We start from the raw sequence: 14,783 nt of genomic DNA, 5'->3' as shown, positions 1-14,783 counted from the left end.
CCTAACTACCGGCCACCCTGGAGAAAATTACCGGGCAACCGGAGCAATTGCGCACGCTCCGCGCACTTAGCGCCTACCAAGTCTACGAGTTGGCGCAATTAAAGACCAATCGGGGGTCATCGGGTGTATAAGGGCCGCCGAAAGGTCACAGCGACAGGTTGGTCCTTTTCACAGCAGGCACATAGCTTCGCCAAGCACCTTGGATACATGAACACGCAGCTCCTGCCGGCATCTCCGGCCGCAAGCAGCTCCGGCCGCCCGGAGCCTTCATCACCTTCAGCGAAGAGGCCCGCCCGTGGCTGGTTTGCCCGGCAGTACCGGCAGCGCATGCTGCGGACGGACCTCCTGACGGTCATTGCCTGGGCCTCCGTTGCCGCCGCAATTGCCCTCTGGCTTGCCGACGGCGGGGCCACCGCGATCACGTCGCCGGCGTCCCTGTTCACGGCGGCGGGCATCGTGGCCGGGCTGGCGGGCATGGACCTTGTCCTGCTCATGCTGCTGCTGGCCGCGAGGATTCCCTTCATTGACCGCACCATCGGCCACGACCGCGCGCTGGAGTTCCACGGGAAGCTGGGAAAGCCTTCGCTGTACCTGCTTTTGGCACACGGCCTCCTGGTCGCGGCTGGGTACGGCATGGCTGAAGGACTGGATCCGTTCACCGAGTCCGTCAACCTTTGGGTGCAGGTGCCGGACATGTGGCTGGCGTTTGTCTCCATGGCGCTGTTCATCGCGGTCGTCGTCACGTCCCTGGTGGCTGTGCGGCGTCGTTTCCCGTACGAGTTCTGGTACGTGGTGCACCTCCTGACCTACGCCGCGGTTGCAACGTCGCTCCCCCACCAGTTCAGCGTGGGAGGCCTCTTTGCGGCAGGCACATGGCAGCGCTGGTACTGGCTGGCCATTTGCATCTACACCGGCGCTGCCCTGGTGTATTTCCGGGTACTGGAACCGGCACTGGCCACGGCGCGGCACCAACTGTCGGTGGCCCGCGTGGAGGCCGTGGCGCCGGGCGTGGTGAACATCGTCATGAATGGCCGGAAACTGGACCAGCTGGCGGGCACGGGCGGACGGTTCTTCATCTGGCGCTTCCTGGCTCCGGGACTGTGGTGGCATCCCCACCCGTTCAGCCTGTCCGCCGAACCCGTCTTCCATGGCCCGGACGGCCAGGGGACGCTGCGGGTCACCGTACGGAACCTTGGCAGCGGCTCCGCCCAGCTCCTGCGGCTGCGGAAAGGGACCAAGGTGGCGCTGGAGGGTCCCTACGGACTGCTCAGCACGGCTGCCAGGACCAGGAACAAGGTGGTGATGATCGGGGCCGGCATCGGCATCACACCCCTGCGCGCACTGCTGGAAACCACGCCGTTTGCTCCCGGCGAGGCGACAGTCCTGCTCCGCGGCCACACCGACCAGGAGCTGTACCTGGGCAGCGAAATCCTCGACCTCTGCCAGGCCAGGGGGGTCCGGCTCTTCCACCTCACCGGGCCGAGGGCCCACGGCCACTCCACCTGGCTTCCCGGGGACGCCGTGCGGAACGGCTACAGCCTCACCTCCTACGTGCCCGACATCGCGGATGCGGACGTCTACGTCTGCGGCCCGGCGGCGTGGGCGGCCAACGTCATAGCGGATGCCGGGAAAGCCGGCGTCTCCGGGGAACAGATCCATCACGAAAGGTTTGACTGGTGAAAATACGCGGAACAGTCGCAGCGGCCCTGGCCTCCGCCGGGATCCTCATGGCGGGATGGCAAACAGGCACCCAGGCAGGCGGCATCAGCACTGTCGCATCAAGCACGACGGCGTCAGGCACCACGGGCTCGACGGGTACGGGTACGTCCGGCTCCTCGGGCTCTTCGGGCACCTCGGCTTCCGGCACCTATAAGGGAACCGCCGTGCAGACCCGGTTCGGTCCCGTGCAGGTCCAGATCACGGTGGCCAACGGGAAGATCACGGATATCACCGCCCTCCAGCTCACCAACACCGATGGCAAATCCATCCAGATCAGCAACCGCGCGGCACCCCTGCTCCGGAGCAAGGTCCTCGCGGCGCAGTCGGCGGATGTCCAGACCGTCAGCGGCGCCACCATTACCAGCGACGCGTACCTGACCTCAGTCCAGGCGGCCATCGATGCAGCCCACCTCTAGCCCCCTGGACGCCGCAACCCCCGCCGCCATGCTGAAGGCCCGCACCTTTGAATGCATGGGCACGGTCATCGGGCTGACGCTGCCCGTCAGCTCCCCTGCGGAAGGGCAGCCTGGGCTCGATGAGCTGGCTGCCGCCACCGCCGTCGTCGAACGCCTTTTCCGCGACCTGGACGAACAATTCAGCCTCTACCGCCCGGATTCGGAAGCGGCCAGGCTGGCCCGCGGCGAGCTGATGCTGCGGGGCGCCTCAGCCCGGATGCGAGAGCGGTACGCCGAGGCGCACGAATGGCGGCTGCGCACGGAGGGCGCCTTCACCCCGGAACGGCCTGACGGCGTCCTGGACCTGTCCGGGATCGTCAAGGGTCATGCCATCCGCGAGGCGGGCACGTCGCTCCAGGCCCTGGGCCGGCACGATTGGTGCCTGAATGCCGGGGGCGACGTGTTGGTCAGCGGCTCACCATGCCCCGGCAGCGCCGAGCCCTGGAAAGCCGGCATCGTGGATCCGGCGGACCGCCAAACCCTGATTACCGGCTACGCACTGGGCGCGGGCAGCCGGCACAGTGCGATCGCCACCTCCGGCTCCGCTGAACGCGGTGAGCACATTTGGCGGGTGGGACGCGGCGCCGGGTTTGTCCAGGTCACCGTGGCCGCCGCGGACATTGTCACCGCCGACGTGCTGGCCACGGCGATCGTCGCCGGCGGAACACAGATGCTGAACCGCGCCACGGACATCTGGGATGTTGCCGTGCTGGCGATCCGCGCTGACGGCTCCATGCTGGCGACTCCGGCCTTCCATCCCGCCTGAGCCGCCCGCGCCCCACCGCCGCTACAACCGCTACAGCCGGGTGAGCTGGGCGTACTTGGGCTGCAGGTTGTCGCCGGACGACTTGCCGGTGACGCGCCGGACCACCCACGGCGCGGCGTACTCGCGGAACCACCGGGCGTTGGCGCGGAGGGCGTCGGCGCCGCTCAACTCCGGAACAGGGGTCATCGGCGGGACGTCGATGGAATGGTCGTACTTAAGGACCTCGAGGACGCGCTTGGCCATGTTGGCGTGGCCGGCGGCGGACATGTGCATCCGGTCGTGGGCCCACATGCCCCAGTCGTAGTACTCGCTGAAGCGCCAGTAATCCACCAGCAGGGCGCCGTGGTCCCCTGCGATTCCGCGGACCAGTTCGTTGTAGATGGCGGTGCGGCCGCGCATGGTGCCGAACACCTTTGAACCCCGGGCATCGAAACCCGTGAACATCACCACAGTGGCGCCGGTGGCCGCCAGCTTCCCGACGGCGTCGTTGTACTCCACCAGGAGGTCATCGATGTCCACGCGCGGGCGGAGGATGTCATTGGCCCCGGCGTAGATGCTCACCAGCGTGGGTTTAAGTTCGACGGCGGCGTCCACCTGCTCGGCCACGATCTGCCGAAGCTTCCTGCCGCGGATGGCCAGGTTGGCGTAGCCGAAATCCGGATCAGCGGCGCAGAGCTGCTCCGCCACCCGGTCCGCCCAGCCGCGGACCCCGTTGGGGCGGGTGGGGTCGTCGTCACCGACGCCTTCGGTAAACGAGTCGCCAAGGGCCACGAAGCGGGAAGTGAAATCCATGCGGTTAGTTTGCCATCCGTTGCCGGAAGCAACCAATGGCCGGTTATGTCGCTTGGTCAGGCTGGGTTTCGCGCAGGATCCAGTGGTCCTTGTCCAGGCGTCCCACCACTTTCTCGCCGATCCGCGCCAGGTCCAGCACATCCTGCCCGGTCAGGGCATCGAGGAACAGGTCGCGGACGTCCTCAACATGGCCCGGGGCCAGCCCAACGATGGTGGCCATGCCTTCCTCCGTGAGGTGCGCGGTGGTCACCCTTGCGTCATGGGGGTGGGGACGCCGCTCCACCCAGCCGCGCTTCTGCAGCTTGGTCACCACATGCGAAAGCCGGGACAGTGAAGCGCTGCTGCGGGCGGCGAGCTCACTCATGGGCAGGAACCGGTCGTCTGCCTCGGACAGCATGGCAAGGACCGTGTAGTCGAAGAGCGACAGCTTCCCGGCCGCATGCAGCCTGGTGTCGAGGGCCGCCGGCAGCAGCGTATTGATGCTCACCAGCGCCAGCCAGGCGCGGCGTTCGTCAGCGTTGAGCCAGCGGGGTTCGGTCATGGCCCCCATTCTACGATTGATCTTTCAAGTAGCTGGAAGCGGCACCGGTAGGCTTGCCCCATGTATGTTGTCTCCCTCACCTACCGCGTGCCGCAGGAGATCGTCGACTTCCACAACGACGCCCACATCGCCTGGCTGCAAAAGGCGTTCGACGACGGCGTCTTCATTGCCGCCGGCCGCAAGATTCCCCGCACTGGAGGGCTGCTGCTCTCGCAGGCGGAACGGGAAACCCTTGACGCGAGCCTTGCGCAGGACCCGTTCTACATCAACGGCGTGGCCGACTTCGAGGTGCTGGAGTTCCACGCCGGCCGGGTGGCCCCGGGGTTCGAAAACCTGTTGGACACCCCGCCCGCGCAAACCACCTAAGGTGACGCAGGCCGCTAGGGTGGGCTGCCGCCGTCGTACCCTTCTGCGGCGAGCTTCTTCAGGCCACCTTTCCGCGGCACCTTCACAGGCTTGGGCCAGCGCGGGCTGAGCCTGTCCCCCAGCGTCACCCCGCGGAGCTTGCGGCCAAAGAGCGGCAGGACCCAGTCATGGACCCAGCGCCGCTGGCGCCGTTCCCATTCGCGCAGGCCCAACCTTGGTGGTGGCTCCCAGTCCCGGGGTTTGATCTTGTGCGGCACGCCCAGCTGGTCCAGCACCTGCCCGGCCAGGTATTTGTGCCCGGCCTTGGACATGTGGAGCCGGTCAGAGTCCCACATCCTGGCGTCGTGGAAGGCATCCAGGCACCAGTAGTCCACCAGCACGGCCCCGTACTTTTCCGCGATGTCCCGCACCCGCTGGTTGTAGTAGGCGTTGCGTTTCTTCAACGGCTCCAGGAGCGCGGAAACCTTGACGTCGAACCCCGTGAAGAGGACCACTGTGGCCCCCGTGCCGGCGAGCTGGTCAACAAGCTGTTCATAGTCCGCCATGAGCGCGGGCATATCGGTCTTCAGGTCCAGGATGTCGTTACCGCCGGCGTACAAGGTCACCAGTGTTGGCCGCATCCGCAGTGCCGGCTCCAGCTGCTCGTCGATGATGTGCCGCAGCCGCTTGCTCCTGATGGCCAGGTTGGCGTACTTCCACCCTGGCTGCGCCTTGGCGAGCTTCTCGGCAACCCTGTCGGCCCACCCCCGCACCCCGTTGGGCAGCCGCTCATCCCGGTCCCCCACGCCTTCGGTGAAGGAGTCGCCAAGGGCCACAAACACCCGCCGCCCGGAGTCAGGAAGCAAGGATCCAGTCACCACCGCCCCAACGTAGCGGCGCTGGGAAAAGCAAGGACGACGCCGGGATGAACAGTAAGTGAGCGGGAGCTTGGGAAAGCGCTGCGGGATCCGGTGGAGCACTTATGGCGTCCGGGACCCGCTGTCCGTCTGCATTCCTCCGTAAACCGGACGGAACTCCCAGGTGTAGGAGCCGTCCGCTTTCAGGCTCATCCTCAGGTGGCCCCAGGTATCACTGAACTTCCGCTGGACGTAGGCCGGGTTGCTCGCGAACGATCGGAGGCCGATACCGCCGGTGGACACCTGGAACTGCTGCATGCCGTCGGGGACGCATTGGTCGGCGTTGTTCACCGGGCAGGTCCGCTCATAGTTGTGCTGGGACCCGGACAGCAGGACTTTCACCCGGTTGTTCCAGAACATGTCGATCCAGGGCTTCGCCTGGGTGAAGCGCGTGTGGCTGGATGTGTCGGACGTGAAATACGGGTCGTGGTAGACGGCCGCCAGATGCTTCCCCGCGGCCTTGGCCGCCTTCAGGTCAGCGTCCATTTCGGCGGTCATCGCCTGCGCCCGGGCCACGTTGTAGCGCCATGTGGCCGTGGGCGCCACCAGGATATGCCAGTTCCCCTTATCGAACGAATACCACTCCAGCGCATCCTGGAACCGGCCCAGAGTGGTGCTGGTAGCGGACTTGGTGGTGTTGACGCACTGGCCGTCCATGAACCGGTCCACGTCATCGTTCACACCCGGCTCCACATCGTGGTTGGGGCCCGTGGTCCAGTACGTCTTGGCTTTCAACCCGCCCCACAGCGTGTTCCACGCTCCAAGCGCCGAGCAGGTCCCCTTGTCGTACTGGAAGTCGCCGATGGCAAGGAAATTATCCAACGAACCATCGTTGAGGCCGCTGATGATGCTGGCAGCGTTCTTGCCGGACGCCGAACTCGTGGACGTATTTCCTGACGGGTTCATGTCGCCAACAGCGGCGAACTCGAAGGAATCGCCCGCCGGCGGCGTGGTAGGCGCCGGGGTTGGAGTCGGGGTGGGGGTAGGAGTCGGGGTGGGGCTCGTCCCGCCGGCGGCCGGGTAGACACGTATCCAGTCCACGCGCATTTCCGCAGCACCGTCAGCAGTGGAATCAGGGAACCAGTCCAGTTGCAGCGTCTGGTGCATACTGCCCGGAGGCTGGTGGTTGGGGTCGGTGTCCTCGAACCACTTCACGCCATCCACGTATCCGACCATCCCGGCGGGGGACCAGTCCACTGCGTAGTTGTGGAACTGGGTCACGTCCAGCGTCTTGCTGGCCCTGGTCTGGGAGTTGCTGCAGGAGAAGTGCTGGAAGAAGTTGATCACGTTCCAGGCGCCCGTTGTTTCCGCGTAATCCACTTCGCCGTCGCAAGGCCAGTTTCCGCTGTCCGGCCACAGGATCGAAACCATATGGTACTCATTGTCCCCCGACCCGGCGGCGCGGACTTCCCACCGCCCGTACTTCTGTTTGGCGAACTTCGCGGACATGCCGGCAGTGGTCCCGTCCGGGGTCCCGCTCATGACCATCTTGGAACCGTCCACTGTTACCTGCTGCGGGCTGCGGATGCCTTGGCCGGCGTGCCCTGCGCTGTTGTACACGCTCCATTTGGTAGCGTCCGGGGCTCCGGTGTAGTTGAACTCGTCCCCGGCCACAGGTGCGCCCCAGTTCTGCGTGGCAGCAGCCTGGACTCCGCCCGCGTCAGTGGGCGCGGGCGCAGGGGTGGAGGTAGGGGTGGGGGTTGGCGTCGGGGCGGGGCTTGTCACCACGGCGTCAGCGGCGGTGGTGACCACCAGCTTTGGGCGGAGTGCCGCGTCCAGGGCCTGGTTCGATTTGAAGCCCAGCCATTTCTGCGCGCTGGATTCGAGCCGGAAGTTCTGCTCGCCGCCGGTGGCGCCGACGCCCTTGGTAACGTCCCATTCCACCCAGGCCCCCGTGGCGAACCCGCCGGCCTTGGCCAGCCAACTCCCGCGGGCCGGTGCGTTGTTCCAGGTGACGCCCGTTTCGGCCCATGTGCCGCTGGTGGTGTAAACGTCCACAAACTCGGTCGACGTTGCCGCCGCCTCAGAATATGCCCGCAGCTTTGCCGAGACGACGTGTTCCCCGGCGGGAACCTGGACGTTGAACCGCAGGAGACTGCTCCGCGAGATGCTTGTCCGGCCCTCCGTGGACCAACGCACACTGGTCCCGAAGTTCTCCGTTGGCCGGTCGGCCTGGACATAACTGTCGGCGGTCGGCGCGAATGTCAGCGCTCCCACCGCGTTCGCCACGCTGCCCACTACGGCAAGTGAGGCGAGCATGACTAAGAGTGTCAGGACGGAAACAGCTGGCCGCAGGATAGTTTTCATGGAATGAGACCTTAATGTTCCAGTTGAAATATCCGAAGCATACGCGTGTCACACCCTGTGACACAGCAATTTCCTTAATTGGCAATTGCTGAAAATTTGTGTTACTGCGCGGAGGCGCCGAGCGGGCCGGGGTTAGCCTTCGGCTTTGCCCTGCCGCCAGTAACCCATGAAGGCCACCTGTTTCCGGTCCATCCCCACGTCGCGCACCAGGTAGCGCCGCAGGGCCTTGATGACGGCGGCTTCACCGGCGATCCAGGCGTAGAAGGGCATGGCGCCGGCGGGCATTCCGGGGTTGCCGGCGGCGCCGATGTCCCCCGTTTCGAGGCGTGCGGGGGTTTCCCAGAGGATGTCCGTGTCCACGTTGACGTCTTCGGGCTCCGGGCCGGCGCCGCCGCCGTCCGCTTTGATGCCCACCCAGCCCGGCACGGGGACTGCTGTGCGTACGGCCTCCTGCAGCAGCTGGCCGTGCGGCCGGGAGCGGCCGATGACGGCGCCGCGGGCAAGCCACGTGATCTCGATGTCCGCCGGGGACTGCAGTTCAAGGAAGTCGCCGGCCTGGGGAACCTCCAGGAGGGCGTGCCCGCTCATGTACGGCGGGAGGGTTTCGAGGATGGCGGAGATGGCGGGAACTGCGGTTTCGTCACCGGCAAGGAGGATGCGCTGGGCCAGGCCGGGCCGCCATTCGATGCCGGAGTATGTCCCGGCGGTGATGCAGTGGGCGGCACGGTTGTTGGGCCCGATGATGGTGAGGGCGTCACCGGGTTTGGCCTTCAGGGCCCAGTCCGCGGCCGGCCCGCTGTTGTGCGGCCCGTCCTTGTGCATCGCAAAGTCCACGTCGATCTCCGGATAGACCGCGTCCAGCCGCGCCTCACGGACGGTGTAAGTCCGCATCGAGCCGCGCACCTCCGGGTCCATGGCCAGCCAATCCCGATACCAGCCGGGCTGGCCGGTGTTGACGGCCGGCAACGGCAGCTGCGAGCCGTCCGGGGCCAGGGACGGAATCAGGAGCTTGATCCGGAGGTCCAGGGTGTGGCCTTGGACGCCGAAGTCACGCAGCGCGTAGCCACCGAACGTGATCCTGCGGAAGGTGGGGCTGAGCTGCTGGACGGAGGAAACGGTGACCTCAAAGGCGAGACTCATCGGCTGGGTGGTCATCGGCTGGGCACTTGCCGGTTGTGCAGTTGCCGTTTGTGTTCGGGCGGTGTCGCGGGTCGTCATGGGACGGGCTCCAGTTCGTAGGCAGTGTGGTGACGGCCGATGGGGATGATCAGCGGGGTGGCCGAAACGGGGTCCGGGATGACCCGGCTCTCCAGGCCGAAGACGTGGCGGACCAGTCCTTCCGTCACCACCTCGCGCGGGGACCCCACCGCTGTCACGGTGCCGTCCTTCATGGCGATGATGTGGTCCGCGTAGCGGGCCGCCAGATTGAGGTCGTGCAGGACGATTGCCACGGTGATACCCCGTCTGCGGTTGAGGTCCGTTACCAGGTCCAGGACCTCCACCTGGTGGGCCAGGTCAAGGTAGGTGGTGGGTTCGTCCAGCAGCAGGACGTCGGTTTCCTGGGCGAGTGCCATGGCAATCCAGGCCCGCTGCCGCTGGCCGCCGGACAGTTCGTCCACGTCGCGCCCGGCGAGGTCCAGCGTCCCGGTGGCTTCCAGCGCGCGCTGCACGGCGGCGTCGTCCTTGTCACTCCTGCTACGGAAGAAACCCTGGTGCGGGTAGCGCCCGCGTCCCACCAGGTCTCGGACGGTGATGCCGTCCGGGGCGGTGGGGTGCTGGGGAAGCAGGCCGAGGGTCCGGGCCAGTTCACGGGCCGGACGGGTGTGGATGTCCCTGCCGTCCAGGGTCACGGTGCCGCCGGCGGGCTTCAGGAGCCGGGACAGCCCGCGGAGCAGGGTGGACTTTCCGCAGGCGTTGGCACCCACGATCATGGTCACCCTGCCCTCGGGAATCCGGACGTTGAGCCCGTCCGCCACACAGCGCTGGCCGTACGTGAGCGTCAGGTCGCGTGCTTCGAGAACTGCCACGTCAGGCATCCTTTCGGTTGGCCGTGACCAGGAGCCACAGCAGGAAGGGGGCGCCGAGCGCGCCGGTGACAACACCCACCGGCAGGACGGTGCCGTCCAGGAACAGGGGGGCCAGGTTGGCGGCGACATAGTCTGCCGCCAGGACAATCAGGGCGCCCACCAGGGCCGACGCCGGCAGGCTGGCCTTGCCGGCGAAGCGGCGGGCGATGGGAGCGGCCAGGAAGGCGACGAACGACACCGGCCCTGCGGCCGCCGTCGCAACTGCCGCGAGCGATACCGCAATGGCCACCAGCGCCAGGCGTGCGGCATTGACGCGGACCCCCAGCCCTGCCGCGGCATCATCACCCAGTTCCAGGATGCGGAGCGGACCGGCGATGAGCACAACGGCGGGAACCAGCACCGCGAGCGCCAGGAACAGGACGCCGGCCCGGTCCCAGTTGGCGGAGTTCAGGGATCCATTGAGCCAGACCAGGACGTCGGCGGCAGTGCGGATGTCAGCGCGGGTCATCAGGAAGCTGACCACTGCGTGCAGGGCGGCAGCGATCCCGACGCCGGCAAGGACCAGCCGGTTTCCGGCGGCGCTCCCCCGGCCTGCCCTGCGGGTGGCACCGCCGCTGGAGATCGCATGGATCAGGCCTGCCACGGCCAGTGCACCCGCCAGCGCCGCCCCGGAAACCAGCGCACCGGAGGCGCCGAAGATGACAATCGCAACCACCGCCGCCGCGCTGGCCCCGGAGCTGATGCCGATGACGTCGGGGCTGGCCAGGGGGTTCCGCAGCATGGTCTGGAACAGGGCGCCGGCCAGCCCGAAGGCAGTCCCGGTCATGGTGCCGATGACGGCCCGCGGAAGCTTGTTCTCCATCACGATGAAGCTGGCGCCCGGAATCCTGGCGCCGCCCGTCACATGGTTGAAGACGATGGCGAAGAAGTCCGGGACGGTCACCGTGTAGCTGCCCAGCAGGACGGATACGAAAAACAGGAGCACGACGGCGGCGCCCAGCACGGCGGTCCGGTTGCCGGCCCCCTTGGCCATCACAGCCCGGCCCCCTTTCCGCGGCGGATCAGCCACACGAACACCGGCGCACCGATGAGGGCGGTCATGATGCCGGCCGGGACTTCGCCCGGCGGCAGCACCACCCGCCCAAGAATGTCGGCGGCCAGGAGCAGGACCGGAGCCGCCACCAGGGAGAAGGCCAGGATCCAGCGGTAGTCGGGCCCGGTGAGGACACGCACGGCATGCGGTACCACCAGGCCCACAAAGCCGATGGGGCCCGCCAATGCCGTGGCGGTGCCGCAGAGCAGGACGATGCCCAGGGCCACCAGGGCCCGCGAGGGCCCGACGCGCCGGCCAAGCCCCCGCGCGATGTCGTCCCCCAGCGCCAGGCTGTTGAGGGTGCGGCCGGCCAGGAGCACGATGAGCGCACCGGCGGCCAGGATCGGCAGGCCGGGCAGGAGTACGGTCCAGTCACGGCCCGCGATGCCGCCCACCTGCCAAAAGCGGAACCTGTCCAGGGTGTCCTGGCTGGAGACCAGGATGATGTTCATGAGCGAGGACAGTCCGGCGCTGAGCGCGGCTCCGGCCAGCGCGAGCTTGACCGGGGTGGCTCCCTCCCTGCCCAGCGAGGCGATGAGGTATACCACCACTGCGGCAGCAGCGGCCCCAATCAAGGCGAACCAAACGTAGCCGGAGAAGGTGGCCACACCGAAGATGTAAATGCCGGCGACCACCGCCAGGGCGGCTCCGGCGTTGACGCCAAGAATGCCGGGGTCGGCCAGCGGATTGCGGGCAACTCCCTGCATCGCGGCCCCGGCCAGGCCCAGCGAGCCGCCGGCCAGCAGGCCCAGGACCGTGCGCGGAATGCGGGCCAGCACCACGGCATGGTCACCGTTGGCGGGATCGAACGCGGAAAGGGCCTGCCATACCGTCGCAAGGGGAACCTCCCGTGCCCCTACGGCCAGCGATGCCCCGGCCACCAGCACCAGCACGACGACGGCGCCGGCCAGCCAGGCGGCTCGCGTTCCCGGCGCATCACCGCAGACGGGAGCAGCGGCTGCCCCGGCCCGCACCTGGGCGCCCGTGCCGGCGGCCGGACGTACCGTCGTCGTACCCATGAAGGCGCGGCCCCTACTTCACTGCATCCGCCGCCGTGGCCAACTGCGGCAGGAACGTATCCAGCGACCACGGCAGGCTCAGCGGCGACGACGCCGAGATGGACAGGGTCAGGGTGTTGTCCTGGTCGGCCACCAGGGCGCCCTTCCTGATGGCCGGGATCTGCCCGAGCAGCGGATCAGCCTTGATGGCCTCCGCGGTGGACGCGTCGGGAACCCAGGTGACGAAGATGTCCGACTGCAGTTCGTTCGCCTTCTCGGCGGACCAGGAAAGGTAGAACTCCTTGGAACCCTTGGAGTTCTCCGCGACCACATGGGCCAGGGTCATGCCGATTTCGGTGAGGAAGCGGGGACGGTTGTCGTTGGCGGTGTAGACGTTGACGCCGTCACCCCGGGCGGGCTCCAGGTTGCCGTAGATAAAGCTCTTGCCCTGGATCTGCGGGTACTGGGAGACCTTGTCCTTAACGGTGGCCTCGGTGTCGGAGACGAGCTTGGCCGCTTCCGCTTCCTTGCCCAGGGCCTTGCCGATGATGGTGGTGGAGTCCTGCCACGAGGTTCCGTAGGCCACTTCCGGGTGCGCCACCACGGGAGCGATTTCGCTGAGCTTCCTGTAGTCCTCCTCGGTGAGGCCGGAGTAGGCGGCGAGGATGACGTCCGGGGCGAGCCTGGCGATTTCCGTGAAGTTGATGCCGTCCGCCTCCGAGTACTGGACGGGGGCCTTGGCCGATCCGAATCCGGCCCCCAGCCTTTCGAGCGCCGCGTCCTTCCAGGGGGTGGACCCTTTGTCATTGCCACCCCACTCGTTCCTGGGGATACCGACGGGCACCACGCCGAGGGCAATCGCGACGTCGTCGTTCACCCATGAAACCGTCGCCACGCGCGCGGGCTGCTTCTCGATGGTGGTTTGGCCGAATGCATGGCCGATGGTCACCGGGAACTGGGTGCTGCTGCCGGTGCCGCCCGTGCCAGCCACTGAAGAGGCCGGACCCGTGCTGCAGGCGGACAGGGTCAAGGCTGCCGCGGCGAGCACCGCAGCCGCCTTGCCTGCGGAAGAGAAAAGCGTCCGGCGGGTGGAGAGAGGGCCGGAAAAGAGGGGGGATGTCACGGGGCTCCTTGGATCAGGCTGCTGGAAACTTAAGTAAGGCTAACCTATGTAAATGTCGATTACGCAACGTTTTTGTCACCTAATCCCGCAACGTGACAAAGGCCACATCCGCCGTCAGGTTCTTGGACAGGGCGGGGCACATTTGGCAGGATTGCCTTGCCGGCAGGGCACCCTTACCAGGGCACGCTGAAACAGAAACGGAACAACGGGAACAATGCGCATGCAAAAGGTCGTTCCGGCCGCCGCTGCCATGGGAAGCGGGGTGGCCGCTTTGGCCTGCTCCGCGGAGACTGACTGACTCCCCTGTTACCCCGGCCCGGCTTAGGGCCGCCCACCCTTTACGAAAGTTCAGCCATGCAATCAGTCACGCCCCAACAAATCCGTTCATCCTTCGTCAACGCCAGCCGCTCAGAAGCAGCCAAGCTGACACTGCCCAGGAACTTCGACGCCCTGGACTGGGACAGCCTGGAGTTCCTGGGCTGGCGCGATGAAAAGATGCCGCTGCGCGGGTACTTGGTGGTTCCCGGCCCCAAGGGCCTCACGGGCATCCTGCTCCGGGCGCCCGAAGGAGGAGCCAGGAAGAACCGCTCGGTATTGTGCGAACTGTGCCGGGATGTGTTCTCGAAGGAGGACGTGCTCCTTTGGGTCGCAAGGCGCGCAGGCCAGTCAGGACGCGACGGCAACACCGTGGGGACCCTGATCTGCGCCGACTTCCTGTGTTGTGGCAACGTCCGCAAGGAACCGCCGGCCAACGAGATCAACCCCGATCCGGCGGCCGTCGTGGTACGCCAGATCCAGGGCCTGCAGGACCGCACCGCGCAGTTCCTGGCCCGCGTGCAGAATAAGTAGGCGGGCAGCGGAAGCCCTCCATCACTCCGGTGACGGAGGGCTTCCCCATGTGCCTCAGCGGTAGGAGAAGCTCATCAGCAACGCCTTCAGTTTTTGGCCGTCCCCGCCCCAGTACCACGCCTTCGCCGCCTCGTCATTGGCAAACGGCGGACCGGTGAACAGCACGTCTGCGGCCAAAATGCGGTCGCCGAGCATGACGGGCCCGTTTTGCACCTTGCCGTCCGGTGACACCGGCAATCCCGCCGTCAGCCCCATGCGGTACTCAACGGCACCATTGACGTGATCGGCGAAGAACGACGAATGGGGCGTGGGAACTGCGTGGCCCACCAGCCCCGGCACAGGGTCCGCCGCAAGGACAAACCTGGCATCAGGACCGGCCACGGCGTCACCCACCTGGCTGTAGTAGATGTTGACCCGCCCGGCGCCGTTGGCATCAATGACGGCGGCCGTTTCCACCGGGGGTGATGCGGAAACCTGCTCATGTACCACGCGCCAGTCCGCCGGATGGGCAAAGGACAGCCGGCCATCGGGGAAGGTATAGGTCACCATCCCGGCAGGAGTGGGCGCGGACGTGGGAGCAGGCGAGGGCGGCGGAACGGCAGTCTCCGTGGACGCGCCCCCGCTCCCTGCGGGGGCGTAGTCCGCGCAGGCGGCGAGGGACAGCGCCGCTGCGGCTGTTATCACAAGGAGGATTGGAGCGGGGTGCCGTGGGCGCATGGGGGTGCCTTTCAAGAGGACGCCATCGTTCTCTCGGAGAAAGTGCGGACCCAGCATCCTGCAGTACCTATGGGATCTACTCTGGCGAGGTGAGTTGGTAAAGCCCAGAGTGGCACAGCGAAAAGACCGGCCAC

Annotated in this window: 15 protein-coding genes; 5 read left to right on the top strand and 10 right to left on the bottom strand. The window is 66.9% G+C overall.

All coding sequences use genetic code 11. The features are described from left to right. The first annotated feature begins 207 nt into the window (after window positions 1–207). Genes AC6JAM_RS09780 through AC6JAM_RS09770 form a run of 3 tightly spaced genes read left to right on the top strand, consistent with a single transcriptional unit; the run spans window position 208 to window position 2,940 of the window. Window positions 208–1,680 (top strand): ferredoxin reductase family protein, encoded by a 1,473-nt coding sequence (locus AC6JAM_RS09780; protein ID WP_497934554.1) that lies wholly within the window; start codon window positions 208–210, stop codon window positions 1,678–1,680. Then, a complete protein-coding gene (locus tag AC6JAM_RS09775; RefSeq protein WP_497934553.1) occupies window positions 1,677–2,135 on the top strand; it encodes an FMN-binding protein in 459 nt (152 codons plus the stop codon). The genes AC6JAM_RS09780 and AC6JAM_RS09775 overlap by 4 nt, the downstream gene beginning before the upstream one ends. A gap of 28 nt (window positions 2,136–2,163) precedes the next feature. Beyond that, window positions 2,164–2,940, top strand: coding sequence for an FAD:protein FMN transferase (locus AC6JAM_RS09770; protein WP_497935948.1), 777 nt, complete (start codon window positions 2,164–2,166; stop codon window positions 2,938–2,940). 30 nt (window positions 2,941–2,970) lie between these two features. Here AC6JAM_RS09770 and AC6JAM_RS09765 read toward each other — a convergent pair whose 3' ends face one another. Next, window positions 2,971–3,732 carry an SGNH/GDSL hydrolase family protein gene (locus AC6JAM_RS09765; protein WP_018771907.1) on the bottom strand — a complete coding sequence of 254 codons (762 nt, stop codon included), beginning with the start codon at window positions 3,730–3,732 and terminating at the stop codon, window positions 2,971–2,973. Window positions 3,733–3,775: 43 nt separating this feature from the next. Further along, complete coding sequence (locus tag AC6JAM_RS09760; protein WP_026266173.1) at window positions 3,776–4,273, bottom strand: MarR family winged helix-turn-helix transcriptional regulator; 498 nt, start codon at window positions 4,271–4,273, stop codon at window positions 3,776–3,778. 60 nt (window positions 4,274–4,333) lie between these two features. On the opposite strand from AC6JAM_RS09760, the gene AC6JAM_RS09755 reads away from it, so the two are divergent. Continuing rightward, window positions 4,334–4,639, top strand: a complete 306-nt coding sequence (locus tag AC6JAM_RS09755) for a YciI family protein (RefSeq protein ID WP_018771909.1) — start codon at window positions 4,334–4,336, stop codon at window positions 4,637–4,639. A 14-nt stretch (window positions 4,640–4,653) separates the two neighbouring features. Here the strand turns inward: AC6JAM_RS09755 and AC6JAM_RS09750 are convergent, their stop codons facing one another. The 7 genes from AC6JAM_RS09750 to AC6JAM_RS09720 all read right to left on the bottom strand — a co-directional run bounded on the left by AC6JAM_RS09750 (window position 4,654) and on the right by AC6JAM_RS09720 (window position 13,083). Further along, window positions 4,654–5,499 carry an SGNH/GDSL hydrolase family protein gene (locus tag AC6JAM_RS09750; protein WP_488315424.1) on the bottom strand — a complete coding sequence of 282 codons (846 nt, stop codon included), beginning with the start codon at window positions 5,497–5,499 and terminating at the stop codon, window positions 4,654–4,656. Window positions 5,500–5,598: 99 nt separating this feature from the next. Continuing rightward, the gene (locus tag AC6JAM_RS09745; protein ID WP_497934551.1) at window positions 5,599–7,794 is read right to left on the bottom strand and encodes a CBM96 family carbohydrate-binding protein; all 2,196 of its coding nucleotides are present in this window, start codon (window positions 7,792–7,794) and stop codon (window positions 5,599–5,601) included. Window positions 7,795–7,974: 180 nt separating this feature from the next. Then, window positions 7,975–8,997: a siderophore-interacting protein gene (locus tag AC6JAM_RS09740; protein ID WP_497934550.1), complete on the bottom strand. Its 1,023-nt coding sequence runs from the start codon at window positions 8,995–8,997 to the stop codon at window positions 7,975–7,977. 59 nt (window positions 8,998–9,056) lie between these two features. Then, entirely contained in the window at window positions 9,057–9,869 is an 813-nt protein-coding gene (locus tag AC6JAM_RS09735; protein ID WP_497934549.1) for an ABC transporter ATP-binding protein, read from the bottom strand. 1 nt (window position 9,870) lies between these two features. Continuing rightward, on the bottom strand, window positions 9,871–10,902 hold the full coding sequence (locus AC6JAM_RS09730) for a FecCD family ABC transporter permease (protein ID WP_497934547.1): 1,032 nt from the start codon (window positions 10,900–10,902) through the stop codon (window positions 9,871–9,873). Beyond that, window positions 10,902–11,981 (bottom strand): FecCD family ABC transporter permease, encoded by a 1,080-nt coding sequence (locus AC6JAM_RS09725; protein ID WP_497934546.1) that lies wholly within the window; start codon window positions 11,979–11,981, stop codon window positions 10,902–10,904. The genes AC6JAM_RS09730 and AC6JAM_RS09725 overlap by 1 nt, the downstream gene beginning before the upstream one ends. Before the next feature lie 13 nt (window positions 11,982–11,994). Then, window positions 11,995–13,083: an iron-siderophore ABC transporter substrate-binding protein gene (locus AC6JAM_RS09720; RefSeq protein WP_497934545.1), complete on the bottom strand. Its 1,089-nt coding sequence runs from the start codon at window positions 13,081–13,083 to the stop codon at window positions 11,995–11,997. A gap of 354 nt (window positions 13,084–13,437) precedes the next feature. On the opposite strand from AC6JAM_RS09720, the gene AC6JAM_RS09715 reads away from it, so the two are divergent. After that, window positions 13,438–13,932: an FBP domain-containing protein gene (locus tag AC6JAM_RS09715; RefSeq protein WP_018771917.1), complete on the top strand. Its 495-nt coding sequence runs from the start codon at window positions 13,438–13,440 to the stop codon at window positions 13,930–13,932. A 54-nt stretch (window positions 13,933–13,986) separates the two neighbouring features. Here AC6JAM_RS09715 and AC6JAM_RS09710 read toward each other — a convergent pair whose 3' ends face one another. Beyond that, window positions 13,987–14,616, bottom strand: coding sequence for a hypothetical protein (locus AC6JAM_RS09710; protein WP_497934544.1), 630 nt, complete (start codon window positions 14,614–14,616; stop codon window positions 13,987–13,989). Window positions 14,617–14,783: the final 167 nt, after the last annotated feature.

It is taken from the genome of Arthrobacter sp. GmRoot5-12, from assembly GCF_059739365.1.
Note: the sequence above shows the minus strand (reverse complement) of the source record. Positions and strands in the feature narration are given on the sequence as shown.